A 12911-nucleotide genomic window follows, 5' to 3' on the forward strand; every position below is an offset into this window, starting at 1 on the left:
ACGATGACGACCACGGTCCCCGCGGAGACCGCAGTGCGTCAGAGCTCCCCCGGGACGGCGGACGGCCCCCGCCGCCGTCCCGGGCGGATCCGCCGCATCGGACTGCCGTACCTGCTGCTCCTGCCCGCCCTGCTCCTGGAACTCCTGGTCCACCTGGTGCCGATGGTCATCGGCATCCTGATGAGCTTCAAGGAGCTCACCCAGTTCTACATCCGCGACTGGACCACCGCGCCCTGGAACGGCCTCGACAACTACCGGATGTCGGTGGACCTCAACGCCCCCGTGGGCGAGGCGCTGCTCCACTCGTTCCTGGTCACCGTCGCCTTCACACTGCTCTCGGTCGGCCTGTGCTGGCTGATCGGCACGGCCGCCGCGATCTACCTGCAGGACACCTTCCGCGGCCGGGGCCTGCTGCGCGCCCTGTTCCTGGTGCCGTACGCGCTGCCCGTCTACACGGCCGTCATCACCTGGGTGTTCATGTTCCAGCACGACAACGGCCTGGTGAACCACGTCCTGCACGACCAGCTCGGCCTCACCGACAAGCCCTCCTTCTGGCTCATCGGCGACAACAGCTTCGTCGCGCTGCTGACGGTGTCGGTGTGGAAGGGCTGGCCGTTCGCCTTCCTCATCGTCATGGCCGGCCTGCAGAACATCCCGAAGGAGCTGTACGAGGCGGCGGCCCTGGACGGCGCGGGCAGGTGGCAGCAGCTCCGCCGCATCACCCTGCCGTCGCTGTGCCCGGTCAACCAGGTCCTCGTCCTGGTGCTGTTCCTGTGGACGTTCAACGACTTCAACACGCCGTACGTCCTGTTCGGCAAGACGGCCCCCGAGGCCGCGGACCTCATCTCGGTGCACATCTACCAGGCGTCGTTCGTCACCTGGAACTTCGGCACAGGGTCCGCGATGTCCGTACTCCTGCTGCTGTTCCTGCTCCTGGTGACAGGCGGGTACCTCTGGCTCACCTCGCGCGGACGGAGGACCGCCGATGTCTAGCTCCCCGACGCTCAGGCCCAGGTCCCCCATGGCTCCGCCGCGCTCCTTCCTCTGGTCCCGGCGGATCTTCCTCACCCTGCTCACCGGTTTCGTGCTGGTCCCCGTCTACGTCATGGTCTCCAGCTCCCTCAAACCGCTCGCGGACGTCACGGGCAAGTTCCGCTGGCTGCCCAGCGGTCTGACTATCCGCCCGTACATCGACATCTGGTCGACGGTGCCGCTCGCGAGGTACTTCGTGAACTCGCTGATCGTGGCGGGCGCGGCGACGGTCTGCTCGGTGGTGATCGCGGTGTTCGCGGCGTACGCGGTCAGCAGGTACTCCTTCCGCGGCAAGCGCGTCTTCACCGTCACGGTCCTGTCCACGCAGATGTTCCCGGGCATCCTCTTCCTCCTCCCGCTGTTCCTCCTCTACGTCAACATCGGCAACGCCACCGGCATCGCCCTGTTCGGCTCCCGCGGCGGCCTGATCCTGACGTACCTGACCTTCTCCCTGCCGTTCTCGATCTGGATGCTGATCGGGTACTTCGACTCGGTGCCCCGAGACCTGGACGAGGCGGCACTGGTGGACGGCTGCGGCCCGCTCGGCGCGCTGTTCCGGGTGGTCGTACCGGCCGCGATACCCGGCATCGTCGCGGTCGCCGTCTACGCCTTCATGACCGCCTGGGGCGAGGTGCTGTTCGCGTCGGTGATGACCAACGACACCACGCGCACCCTCGCCGTCGGCCTCCAGGGCTACTCGACGCTCAACGACGTGTACTGGAACCAGATCATGGCCGCCTCGCTGGTCGTCAGCGTCCCCGTCGTCGCCGGCTTCCTGCTCCTCCAGCGCTACCTGGTCGCCGGCCTGACGGCCGGAGCCGTCAAGTGACCGACTCTCCTGTCCGCGAAGGGACTTCAGTGACCATCGACCTCGCCGCACTCCCGCACGACTTCCTGTGGGGCACGGCCACATCGGCGTACCAGATCGAGGGAGCCGTGGCGGAGGACGGCCGTTCCCCGTCGATCTGGGACACCTTCTCGCACACCCCCGGCAAGATCGCGGGCGACGACCACGGCGACGTCGCCTGCGACCACTACCACCGCTGGCGCGAGGACATCGAGCTGATGCGCCGACTGGGCACCAACGCCTACCGGTTGTCGATCGCGTGGCCACGAGTCGTCCCGGACGGGGACGGCCCCATGAACCCCAAGGGCCTCGCCTTCTACGACGAGTTGGTCGACGGCCTGCTGGCGGCGGGCATCACCCCGTCCGTCACCCTCTACCACTGGGACCTGCCGCAGACGCTCCAGGACCGGGGCGGCTGGCCCGAGCGGGCGACCGCCGAGCACTTCGCGGCGTACGCCTCGGTCGTCGCCGAACGCCTCGGCGACCGCGTCACCCACTGGGCGACCCTCAACGAACCCTTGTGCTCGGCGTGGATCGGCCACCTGGAAGGCACGATGGCCCCCGGCCTGACGGACCTCACGGCGGCGGTCCGGGCCTCCTACCACCTCCTCCTGGGCCACGGTCTCGCCGCCCAGGCGATCCGGGCGTCCGCCGCCGACGCCGAGGTGGGCATCGTCACCAACCTCTCCACCGTCCACGCCGCGAGCGACCGCCCCGAGGACCTCGCCGCCGCCCGCCGCATGGACGGCCACACCAACCGCTGGTGGCTGGACCCGGTGCACGGACGCGGATTCCCGGCGGACATGCGTGAGCTGTACGGCGTCGAACTCCCCGAGCAGCCGGGCGACCTGGAGACGATCGCCGCCCCCCTCGACTGGCTCGGCCTCAACTACTACTTCCCGGCGACCGTCACCGACGACCCCACGGGCCCCGTCCCGCACGCCCGCGCGATCCGCCGTCCCGACGTCGCGCGCACCGGCATGGACTGGGAGGTCGACGCGAGCGGCATGGAGACCCTGCTGCTGCGCCTGACCGAGGAGTACGGCGCCCGCAAGCTGTACGTCACCGAGAACGGCTCCGCCTACGAGGACGTCGTACGCCCGGACGGCACGGTCGACGACCCCGAGCGGCAGGACTACCTGGTCCAGCACCTGGCAGCCTGCGCGTCCGCGGCCCGCAAGGGGGCACCGCTGGCGGGCTACTTCGCCTGGTCGCTGCTCGACAACTTCGAGTGGGCTTACGGCTACGCCAAGCGGTTCGGGCTGGTACATGTCGACTACGGCACGCAGGTGCGCACGATCAAGGGCAGCGGGCGACGGTACGCGGAGATCGTGCGCGCGCACCGCAGTCGAGCCCGGGACGCGGCCTGACCCCGGCCGAGAACTCTTCGCGACGGATTGCGCGTCAATGCCCGGTCCGGCGGTCGAGGCCGGCTCTGGCGGTGTTGCGGATCCGCTTGGTGCGGCCGGCCTCGGCGAGGACCTGTCGGGCCTCGGTGTTCGCCGCGGCGGCGGCCTTGAGCTGGAGCCAGTTCGATGACGTGAGCAGGTCGTCCGGGTGCCAGGGCAGGTTGAGCGTGACGGCGCGCAAGAGTGACCACTCCCGCAGGCGTCGGGTCAGGAACGGGCGGCCGCTCACTGCCTGGGCCATCGCCCCTACCCACGCTTCGTAGGCGGGGTCGAGGCACAGGCCGGCGGCTCGACGGTCCAGGTGCCGCAGCACGGCGGACTGGGCCATCGTCGGGTCCGGGTCGGTGAGGACGCGGCGGACAAGGTCGACCTCGTCGACATCGGCTACCTGCCGCAGCTCGTCGAGGTGGGCCGCGAAGCGAACGTGCTCGTCCGGGTCCGGCAGGGTGCCGTGCGGGTTCATGCGGCCTGCGTCCAGAATCTCGCGTCCCTCATGTGACGAAGTCTCGCACGCCACAGCTCGTCGACCTGGGTGTCTGCTCGACACGGCATGCGTCGAGCAGACCGGACGGCGTCGGGTCCGACCGCGGGCGGTCAGCAGTCCCGGAACTCCGGCGACTGGTTCAGCACCTGCGAGCGCAGGGAAGTGAAGCGGGCGTACGTCTCGCCGTCGGCGGACTCCGGGCGGAACGCCGCCACCCGGTGGCAGTTCTGGAAGGCGAGGGTCACGCCGAAGTGCCGCTCCAGGCTGCCGCGGATCGCGTCGCTGGCGAGGGCGCGCAGGAGTTGGCCGCGCTCCTGCTCGGACGGCGGAGGGGTCTGGTTGTCGGTGAACTCGGCCGTGCCACCGCGGAGTTCGGCGGCGAGGGAGGCGATCAGGTCGTAGGCGTACGGCAGGGAGGTGCGGACGGTGTCCACGAAGTCCTCCTCGCGGATGTCACCGTGTTCGGCTTCGGCAAGGAGCTTCGGGGAGACGTCGAGAGACATGCGGGGGTTCCTGTCCAGGGATCGGGGGTGCAGGGGAGTAGGGGAGTAGGGGAGAGATCAGGCCAGTGAGGCCGGGCCCGGCACGAACTCCGGGTCCACCTGTGCGGCCAGGTCGTGGCCCGTTCTGTCGTCCGCCCACGCGCGCGCGTTGCGCAGGTGGAAGTCGACGGCGTGGCCGTGGGCCGTGGGCCAGTCCTTGGGGCAGGCGTCGACGGCCTCGCGCAGGACGTTCAGGGCGTGCACGTTGTGGGACTCCAACTCGCCCTGCTCGCGACCCTGTTCGGCGGCGCGGACCCAGGAGGAGTGGACCAGGTGGGTGAGGAGGTCGTCGCCCACCTCCTCCTTCAGGAAGAGCAGGTCGTCCTCGCCCGTCACCTTGTTGCCGACGACCGCGATGCGGATGCCGAACTCCCGGGCGTGGTCGCGGTACTGGCGGTACACCGAGACACCCTTCCGCGTGGGCTCCGCCACCAGGAACGTCATGTCGAAGCGGGTGAACAGGCCCGACGCGAAGGCGTCCGCGCCCGCCGTCATGTCGACCACGACGTACTCGCCGGGGCCGTCGACCAGGTGGCCGAGGTAGAGCTCCACCCCGCCGAGCTTGGAGTGGTAGCAGGCCACCCCGAGGTCGCTCTCGTCGAACTCGCCCGTCACCATCAGCGGCACGTCGCCCACGCGCCGGACGTGTCGTGCGTGCAGTTCGTCGTCGCCGAGCAGGGTCACCAGGCGTGAGCCCCTGCCGGGCGGGGTGGTCTTGATCATGGCGTCGGCGGAAGGGATGCGCGGGTTGGTGCCGCGCAGGAACTCCTTGATGTCCCGCACATGGGCGCCGAGCGGCGGGGCGTCCAGGGCGTCGCCGGCGTGGCCCAGCGCCTCGGCGAGGTGCTGGTTGATGTCGCCGTCGATGGCCAGCACGGGCGCGCCGGAGTGTGCCAGGTGGCGGGAGAAGAGCGCCGACAGTGTCGTCTTGCCGCTGCCGCCCTTGCCGACGAATGCGATGCGCATCAGCAGCGGCCCGCCTTCGCGCCCAGGGCAGCCTTCAGGGTACCCTTGTTGAAAATGGATGTCATGTGGCTAGGGTGTCGGCGGTTCGCGATCACTGTCAAATCGCTTGATCCGTAAGGGGGTTGGGGTGGCCGCGAGGGTCGTCGTGATCAGCCCTTGCGCTTAATGCATATGATGTGCAAGTGCGCGACTACAGCATCAGGGCGGCGAGCCCGGACGACCTCGACGGTGCGCGAGCCCTGATGCTCGACACCGTCTACCACGACTTCGGTACCGGCTACGTGCCCCGCTGGCACGCGGACATCATCGACCCGGCCGCCGCCTATCTCGCCCCGCCCCGCCACACCCTCCTCGTCGCCCTCGACCCGCGCGGCAACGGTGTCGTCGCCACCGCCGCCCTCGACTCCCGAGGCCCGGCCCACCCGCCGAACCCGCGCGATCTCGCCGAGCGCTACCCCTCCGGCGAGACCGCGCAGCTGCGCCGCGTCTACGTCCGCGCCGAGCACCGCAGGCGGGGTCTGGCCCGACGCCTCGTCGGGGAACTGCTCGCCTTCGCGGCGGCGGACGGCGGCTACCGCGCCGTGTATCTGCACACCGACCCGAAGGTGCCCGGCGCCGAGGGCTTCTGGCGTTCGCTCGGCAAGGTCGTGCACGACGAACGCGAGGACCGGGACGGCGCGAACGGCGTCGTCCACTTCGAGATACCGATGGAGCGATAGACCGTGCGACAGAGCGTGCGACCGACCGTGCGACGCCGACTCCGGCCGCTCATCGCCCTCGTACTGGCCCCCGTCCTGACCGGCTGCTTCGCCTCCGGCGGGGGCACCGACGCGGCGGGCGGCGCCCAGGACGGCTCCCGCCTCCGCGTCGCCCTCGCCTTCCCGCCCGCCGAGGGGCTCTCGCCGTACGGCGCCGACGCCACCATCCTCAGCCGCCTCGGCATCACCGAGGGCTTGACCGCGCTGGACGCCAACGGCGCCGCCGCCCCCGCCCTCGCCGCCTCCTGGCGCCAGGAGAACGACCGCACCTGGCTGTTCACCCTGCGCGAGGCCACCTTCCAGGACGGCTCGAAGGTCACCCCGGCCGCGGTCGCCGCCGCCCTCACCCACGCCACACAGGCCAAGCCCGCCCCGGCCGCCCTGTCCGGAGTCACCCTCACCGCCAAGGCCGAGGGCGGCACCGGCGTACGGATCACCACCGGGGACCCCGACCCGATCCTGCCCCTGCGCCTGTCCAGCCCCTCCCTCGCCATCCTCGCGGGCAAGGCGTACGGCAAGGAGGACACCAAGGAGGGCGTCGACCTGGTCGGCTCCGCCACCGGACCCTTCGAGCTCACCAAGGTCATGGGCACCACCGCGGCCACCCTCGACCGCTACGACGACTACTGGGGCGGCCGCGCCCAGGCCAGCGGCATCGACGTGAAGTTCGTCGCCGACGGCACCGCCCGCGCCGGCGCCCTGCGCACCGACCAGGTCGACCTCGCCGAGGCGATCCCCGTCGCCCAGGCCGCCACCCTCGACGAGGCGACCCGCGAGGCGACCGCCACCACCCGCACCACGAGCCTGCTCCTCAACACGCAGAAGGGCCCCTTCAAGGACGCCGCCCTGCGGGCCGCCGCCCGCCAGGCCGTCGACACCTCCGCGTTCGCCAAGGGCGTCTACGAGGGGTACGCCGACGCCGGCGCCGGCATCTACGGGCCCGCCGTCACCTGGGCCGCCGGCAAGCGGACCGAGCCGGTCGGGCGCGCGAAGGCGGGCAAGCCCGACGGGACGCGGATCACCCTCGCCACGTACGACAACCGGCCCGAACTCCCGGAAGCCGCCCAGGTGCTGAAGCAGCAGCTGGAGAAGGCCGGGTTCGACGTCACGCTGGAGGTGCGCGAGTACTCGCGGCTGGAGAGCGACGCGCTGGGCGGCAAGTTCGACGCCTTCGTCCTCGCCCGCAACACCCTCGTCGACACCGGCGACCCCGTCTCCGTCCTGGCCAGTGACTACACCTGCGACGGCGGCTACAACATCGCCCAGCTCTGCGACAAGGACGTCGACCGGGCCGTGGCCAAGGCGGAGGACGCCACCGACACCGCGAAGCGGCAGGACGCGGCGATGGCCGCCGAGGCGCGGATCCTCGGCACCGACGCCGTCGTACCGCTGGTCCACCAGCGCATCATCACCGGCGTCGCGCCCTCCGTCACCGGCGCGCTCCTCGACCCGTACGAGCGCACCCTCGTCGGCACCGGCACCCGGCGCTGATCCATGCGGAGCCAGGCAGCCACGCTCCTGTGGCGTGCGGGGATCGCGGCCGCCCTGGTGTGTGCCATCGGCGTACTGCCCTGGCTCTCGCACACCGACCCGGCCCGCACCGTGCTCAAGGCCCGGTCGGCGGACCGCGACCCCACGCCCGAGGTGCTGGCGGACATCCGCGACCGACTCGGCCTGGACGCCGGCCCGTTCCACCTGCTCGGTGACTGGCTGGGCGGGCTGTGGCGCGGGGACGCCGGACGATCGTGGATCTCCGGCAGCGAGGTCACGCCCGTCGTTCTGCAGGCCCTCGGCGTCTCCCTGCTGCTGATGGCGGTGGCCCTCGCGGTCGCCGCCGTCACCGCCGCGCTGATCTGCGCCCGCACCCTGTGGCTCGGCGCGCAGCGGCGGCTCGACGGGCGGCGCGCGGGAGGCAGCGGTTCGGCGGTCCTCGCCGCGCTGCCCGAGTTCCTCACCGCGTCCGTCCTCGCCACGGTCGTCGGCGTACAGCTCGGCTGGCTGCCCGCCCTCGGCTGGTACGGGCCCCGGTGGACGATCCTGCCCGCCCTCGCCCTCGGCCTCCCCGCCGGCGCCGTGCTCGGCCGGCTCCTCGACGACCTTCTCCCCGGCGCCTTCGCCGAGCCCTGGGCGCTGGCCGCCACCGCCCGCGGGCTGCCCGGCCGCACGGTCGCCCGCCAGGCCCTGCGCCGCTGCCTGCCCGGACTGCTGCCCAACACCGGCCTGTTCGTCGTGGGCATCACCGGCGGAGCGGTCACCGTCGAGCAGATCTTCGACATCCCCGGCCTCGGCCGCACCACCCTCCAGGCCGCCCTCGCCCAGGACCTGCCCGTCCTCCAGGCCGGCACGCTCGCCCTCGTCCTGCTCGCCGCGGCCGCCGCCGCACTGGCCCACCTCCTCACCCGCCTGCTGATCGGCCCGGCCCTGCGCGACGGTGCACTGCCGTCCCTGCACCGGCCGGTACCGCCCGCCCGCAGGTTCCTGCCCTTCGCATACGGCGGCCTGCTCGTCGGCGTCATCGCCCTCGGCCTGCCCCGCGACCCGCTGGCCCTCGACACCACCGAGCGACTCACAGCCCCGTCCCGGTCACACCCCTTCGGCACCGACGCCCTCGGCAGGGACGTCCTCGCCCGCGTCGCCCACGGCGCCCTCGACACCCTGCTGCTCGCCCTCGCGATCACCGCTGCCGCCCTGCTCACCGGAGTGGCGCTCGGCCTGCTGCCCCGGCTCTCCGGCCCGCTCGTCGACACCGTCACCGCGCTGCCGCCGGTCCTGGTCGCCCTGCTCGTCACCGCGGTCGTCGGCAGCGGAACCGCCACACCCGCGCTCGCCGTGGCCACCGTCGCCTGGGCACCGCTCGCCGCCCACACCTCCGCGCTGCTCCGGCAGGAACGCGCCGCCCTCCACCTCGCCGCGACCCGAGCCCTGGGCGCCGGCCCCTGGTACCTGATGCGCCACGAACTCCTCCCCGCCGTGCTGCCGCCCGTCACCCGGCACGCCCTGCTCCGCCTGCCCGGCGTCGCCCTCGCCCTCGCCTCGCTCGCCTTCCTCGGCCTGGGCGCCCAGCCGCCCACCCCCGAGTGGGGCCTGCTCCTCGCCGAGAACCAGCCCTACGCCGAACGCGCCCCCTGGGCGGTCCTCGCCCCCGCCGCCGTACTGGCCCTGCTGGGGGCGCTGGCGGTGACGGCGGCCAGAGGCGTGCGGCGCGTGCGGCGTCGTAGTGACCGGGCCGAGACCACCCTTCCCGTGCCCGAACAGCAGTCGAAGACAAGGGAGTTGGTGGCGACCCGATGACACCGACGGTACTCGGCTTCCGCAAGGCGGCGGCCCCGGACCGCCCCCGCCTCTCCCCACTCCTCCGCCTTCTCATCCTCACTCAACTCGCCTTCAACATCGGCTTCTTCGCCGTCCTGCCCTTCCTCGCCGAGCACCTGGGGCAGGCCGTCGGCATGGCGGGCTGGCTGGTCGGGTTCGTGCTGGGGCTGCGGACCTTCAGCCAGCAGGGGCTGTTCGTGGTGGGCGGGGCGCTGGCCGACCGGTACGGGATCCGGCCGGTCGTGCTCACGGGGTGCGTGCTGCGGATCGCCGGGTTCGCCTGGCTCGGGTATGCGCAGGAGACGTGGGCGGTCATCGGCGCGGTGCTGCTCATCGGGTTCGCCGCCGCGCTGTTCTCGCCCGCCGTGGAGTCCGAGGTGGCCCGGCAGGCCGTCGTCTGGGAGGAGTCGGGCGGCGGCTCGCGCACCCGTGTCCTCGCGCTGCTGACCGTGGCGGGACAGGCGGGCGCGTTCGTCGGACCGTTGCTGGGCGCGCTGCTGCTGTCGGTGGACTTCCGTACGGTGTGCCTGGCCGGCGCCGGAATCTTCGTACTCGTCCTCGCCGGGCACGCCTGGCTGCTGCCGCAGCACATACCCGGGCGCGGGGGAGTCCGGCTCCGCGGCGGCATTCGCAAGCTGCTGCGCAACCGCCGCTTCCTCGCGCTGTGCTGCGCGTACGGCGCCTACCTGCTCGCCTACAACCAGCTCTATCTGGCCCTCCCCGACGAGGTGGAGCGTGCCACGGGCTCCCAGACTGCGCTGGCCTGGCTGTTCGCCCTGTCCTCGCTGCTGGTGGTGGTCGCCCAGCTGCCGGTCACCCGCTGGGTGGGGGATCGGCTCACGCTGCGCCGGTCCATGGTGGGCGGACTCCTGCTGATCGCGGCGGGCTTCGCGGTCGTGGCCGCGGCGCGTCCCGCCGACTGGACGGGCACGGCGGGCCTGTTGCCCGCGGCCGGCTTCGTCGTCCTGCTCACCTTCGGCCAGATGCTGGTCGCCCCGGTGGCCCGGGCCTGGGTCCCCGACCTGGCCGAGGAGGGCCGACTCGGCCTCTACACCGGCGCGTTGTCCTCGGTCTCCGGCCTCATCGTCCTGCTCGGCAGCTCGGCGACGGGGACCCTCCTGGACACCGGCCTGCCCGCTGCCGTGCCGTGGCTGGCGCTGGCGGTCGTACCGCTGGCGGCGATCGGGCTGCTGCCGCGCAGATAGAGACGACGCATCCGCACCCCCTTCCTGAGGACAGCTGCCTGCCCGCTGACTTGTGACTTGCCCGGCGTCGGGGCCGGGGGCGCCTGCGCCGGCGGGGTGCCGCGCCTGAGGCCCCCTTGGTCTCGCCCCCGCCGCCCCTACCCGTCCCGTCCCTGGGGGCTGCCGCCCCCAGACCCCCGCTTCGGCCCGAAGGGCCTCGTCCTCAAACGCCGGACGGGCTGGATTGCCTGGGCCACCATCGAGAGGTGGCCGCGTACCTCCACCGCCCCGCAGGCGCTACGCGCACCCCCACCCCACCCGCACAGGCCGCCGCAGGCATCCCACCGCAACCACCACCTGCCGCACGCCCGACGGCTGACCGCTCAGGACGCAACCAGCTCCCGCACCTCCGCCACGGAGACCTCCTCCGTCCTCGACGTCCGGTACAGCCACAGGATGTCCCGGCCGAACGACCAGACCAGCGCCGCCAGAGCCAGCGCGGCGACCGCGAACGTCCCCGCGTACGGGAGGTAACCGGACGCGGCCAGCAGCAGGAACACGCCCTGCATCGCGGCGACCGTCTTGCGGGCCGTGCTCGGCGGCAGCGGAGCGTTCAGCCAGGGCCAGACGCGGGCGGCGGCGACGAAGCCGTAGCGCATGGTGCCGATGAGGAGGACCCAGGGGCCCAGCGACATCGAGACGTACACGCTCAGGACGAGGATGAGGAACGCGTCGACCTCCATGTCGAAGCGCGCGCCCAGAGGCGTGGAGGTGCCGGTGCGGCGGGCCACCTTGCCGTCCACGCCGTCGAGGATCAGAGCGACCGCAGTCAGGCCCACGAAGAGCGTGACGGGCAGTGAGCTCTGGAAGAAGGAGTCCGCCACCAGCGCCGTGACACCTCCCACCAGCGTCGCGCGGCCCAGGGTGACCCGGTTGGCCGGGCCGAAGGAGCGGAGCCTGGACCGGTGCAGGGCCAGCGAGAGCAGCGCCCAGGTGGCGATGGCGAAGACGAGCCCGGTCAGCCAGCCCGCCGGCCCCATGCCGATCGCCGATCCGAGCAGGGCCAGCAACAGGATCTGCACGCCCGCTCCCACAGCGGTCTCCTGCTGGACCAGCCTCGCGTCGTAAGTGTTGTTCAGGGCCACCGCACATTCCTCCGGCCAGGTGACAGAGTCGATCAAGGCCGCGTACTGTGCGCGACCTGTGCACTCCTCGGTACGTGCACAGCTTCACGATCGTTCAGGAGGAATCCGATGAACCGCACCGCACGTGCGTTCTGGGTCAGCTCTCCGGGTGAAGGAGAACTCCGGGAGGTCGCCCTTCCGGAGCCGGGCGAGGACGACGTGTTGGTGCGGTCGCTGTACTCGGGAGTCAGCCGGGGCACGGAGACACTCGTGTTCCGCGGCGGAGTCCCGGAGAGTCAGCACGCGGCCATGCGGGCGCCGTTCCAGGAGGGCGAGTTCCCCGCACCGGTGAAGTACGGCTATCTCAGCGTCGGGGTGGTGGAGGAGGGCCCCGAGACCCTCGTCGGCCGTACGGTCTTCTGCCTGCATCCGCATCAGACGAGGTACGTCGTCCCCGCGAGCGCCGTGACCGTCGTACCGGACACCGTGCCCGCCGCACGGGCCGTCCTCGCCGGCACCGTCGAGACCGCCGTCAACGCGCTCTGGGACGCGGCTCCCCTGGTCGGCGACCGGATCGCCGTGGTCGGCGGCGGCATGGTCGGCTGCTCGGTGGCCGCCCTGCTGGCCCGCTTCCCGGGGGTACGCCTGCAGCTGGTCGACGCCGATCCGCGCCGGGCGGCGGTCGCCGAGGCCCTCGGCATCGGATTCGCCTCGCCCGAGAAGGCGCTCGGCGACTGCGACCTGGTCGTCCACGCCAGCGCCACCGAGCAGGGCCTCACCCGTTCCCTGGAACTGCTCACCGCCGAGGGCACGGTCCTCGAACTCAGCTGGTACGGCGACCGGCAGGTCGCCCTGCCGCTCGGCGAGGCCTTCCACTCCCGACGGCTCGTCATCCGCAGCAGCCAGGTCGGCACCGTCTCCCCGGCCCGCCGCGCAAGCCGTACGTACGCCGACCGGCTCGCACTGGCCCTCGAACTGCTCGCCGACCCGGCCCTCGACGCGCTCATCACGGGGGAGAGCGCTTTCGCGGAGCTGCCCGAGCTGATGCCGAAGCTCACCTCCGGGGAGATCCCGGCCCTCTGTCACCGCGTCAGGTACGCGGACACGCCCTGACGGACTCGTTCATTCCCGGACGACAAGAGCGCCTGACCTGAGAAAAGAGTGAGAGGCGGCTGAACACGGGGAAGCGAAGAGCCGTACTACACGACATCCCCGGCACGGATCAGCGGGGATGAGGAGCGCACCGCACCTGG

Annotated in this window: 12 protein-coding genes; 8 read left to right on the forward strand and 4 right to left on the reverse strand. The window is 72.1% G+C overall.

The genetic code is table 11. The features are described 5' to 3' along the window. Positions 1-3 precede the first annotated feature (3 nt). The 3 genes from ABD932_RS15840 to ABD932_RS15850 are packed head-to-tail and all read left to right on the forward strand — an operon-like array spanning position 4 to position 3249. The gene (locus ABD932_RS15840) at positions 4-993 is read left to right on the forward strand and encodes a carbohydrate ABC transporter permease (RefSeq protein ID WP_345013042.1); all 990 of its coding nucleotides are present in this window, start codon (positions 4-6) and stop codon (positions 991-993) included. Then, entirely contained in the window at positions 986-1861 is an 876-nt protein-coding gene (locus ABD932_RS15845; RefSeq protein ID WP_345013044.1) for a carbohydrate ABC transporter permease, read from the forward strand. Before ABD932_RS15840 ends, ABD932_RS15845 begins: the two co-directional genes overlap by 8 nt. Positions 1862-1890: 29 nt before the next feature. Further along, positions 1891-3249, forward strand: a complete 1359-nt coding sequence (locus ABD932_RS15850; protein WP_345013046.1) for a GH1 family beta-glucosidase — start codon at positions 1891-1893, stop codon at positions 3247-3249. Between the two features lie 34 nt (positions 3250-3283). Here the strand turns inward: ABD932_RS15850 and ABD932_RS15855 are convergent, their stop codons facing one another. The 3 genes from ABD932_RS15855 to ABD932_RS15865 form a co-directional block, all read right to left on the reverse strand. Beyond that, the gene (locus ABD932_RS15855) at positions 3284-3751 is read right to left on the reverse strand and encodes a hypothetical protein (RefSeq protein WP_345013048.1); all 468 of its coding nucleotides are present in this window, start codon (positions 3749-3751) and stop codon (positions 3284-3286) included. 131 nt (positions 3752-3882) lie between these two features. Continuing rightward, complete coding sequence (locus ABD932_RS15860) at positions 3883-4275, reverse strand: SCO5389 family protein (protein WP_345013050.1); 393 nt, start codon at positions 4273-4275, stop codon at positions 3883-3885. Positions 4276-4332: 57 nt separating this feature from the next. Then, complete coding sequence (locus ABD932_RS15865; RefSeq protein ID WP_345013052.1) at positions 4333-5280, reverse strand: ATP-binding protein; 948 nt, start codon at positions 5278-5280, stop codon at positions 4333-4335. Between the two features lie 182 nt (positions 5281-5462). Here ABD932_RS15865 and ABD932_RS15870 point away from each other — a divergent pair, with 182 nt between their 5' ends. The 4 genes from ABD932_RS15870 to ABD932_RS15885 are packed head-to-tail and all read left to right on the forward strand — an operon-like array spanning position 5463 to position 10555. Then, complete coding sequence (locus ABD932_RS15870; RefSeq protein ID WP_345013054.1) at positions 5463-5999, forward strand: GNAT family N-acetyltransferase; 537 nt, start codon at positions 5463-5465, stop codon at positions 5997-5999. 27 nt (positions 6000-6026) lie between these two features. Continuing rightward, the gene (locus ABD932_RS15875) at positions 6027-7529 is read left to right on the forward strand and encodes an ABC transporter substrate-binding protein (RefSeq protein ID WP_345013056.1); all 1503 of its coding nucleotides are present in this window, start codon (positions 6027-6029) and stop codon (positions 7527-7529) included. Positions 7530-7532: 3 nt separating this feature from the next. Then, the gene (locus ABD932_RS15880; RefSeq protein WP_345013058.1) at positions 7533-9329 is read left to right on the forward strand and encodes an ABC transporter permease subunit; all 1797 of its coding nucleotides are present in this window, start codon (positions 7533-7535) and stop codon (positions 9327-9329) included. After that, on the forward strand, positions 9326-10555 hold the full coding sequence (locus ABD932_RS15885; RefSeq protein ID WP_345013060.1) for an MDR family MFS transporter: 1230 nt from the start codon (positions 9326-9328) through the stop codon (positions 10553-10555). The genes ABD932_RS15880 and ABD932_RS15885 overlap by 4 nt, the downstream gene beginning before the upstream one ends. A 362-nt stretch (positions 10556-10917) precedes the next feature. Here the strand turns inward: ABD932_RS15885 and ABD932_RS15890 are convergent, their stop codons facing one another. Then, on the reverse strand, positions 10918-11679 hold the full coding sequence (locus ABD932_RS15890; RefSeq protein ID WP_345014416.1) for a CDP-alcohol phosphatidyltransferase family protein: 762 nt from the start codon (positions 11677-11679) through the stop codon (positions 10918-10920). Between the two features lie 108 nt (positions 11680-11787). Here ABD932_RS15890 and ABD932_RS15895 point away from each other — a divergent pair, with 108 nt between their 5' ends. Beyond that, the gene (locus ABD932_RS15895) at positions 11788-12771 is read left to right on the forward strand and encodes a zinc-dependent alcohol dehydrogenase (RefSeq protein ID WP_345013062.1); all 984 of its coding nucleotides are present in this window, start codon (positions 11788-11790) and stop codon (positions 12769-12771) included. Positions 12772-12911: the final 140 nt, after the last annotated feature.

Source organism: Streptomyces shaanxiensis (genome assembly GCF_039537145.1).
Taxonomy (GTDB): Bacteria; Actinomycetota; Actinomycetes; order Streptomycetales; family Streptomycetaceae; genus Streptomyces; species Streptomyces shaanxiensis.

Excerpts from the sequence above, each read along its gene's own strand:
- ABD932_RS15840 (WP_345013042.1), top strand. The coding sequence starts at position 4 with ATGACGACCACGGTCCCCGCGGAGACCGCAGTGCGTCAGAGCTCCCCC.
- ABD932_RS15845 (WP_345013044.1), top strand. The coding sequence starts at position 986 with ATGTCTAGCTCCCCGACGCTCAGGCCCAGGTCCCCCATGGCTCCGCCG.
- ABD932_RS15855 (WP_345013048.1), bottom strand. The coding sequence starts at position 3,751 with ATGAACCCGCACGGCACCCTGCCGGACCCGGACGAGCACGTTCGCTTC.
- ABD932_RS15860 (WP_345013050.1), bottom strand. The coding sequence starts at position 4,275 with ATGTCTCTCGACGTCTCCCCGAAGCTCCTTGCCGAAGCCGAACACGGT.
- ABD932_RS15865 (WP_345013052.1), bottom strand. The coding sequence starts at position 5,280 with ATGCGCATCGCATTCGTCGGCAAGGGCGGCAGCGGCAAGACGACACTG.
- ABD932_RS15880 (WP_345013058.1), top strand. The coding sequence starts at position 7,533 with ATGCGGAGCCAGGCAGCCACGCTCCTGTGGCGTGCGGGGATCGCGGCC.
- ABD932_RS15885 (WP_345013060.1), top strand. The coding sequence starts at position 9,326 with ATGACACCGACGGTACTCGGCTTCCGCAAGGCGGCGGCCCCGGACCGC.
- ABD932_RS15895 (WP_345013062.1), top strand. The coding sequence starts at position 11,788 with ATGAACCGCACCGCACGTGCGTTCTGGGTCAGCTCTCCGGGTGAAGGA.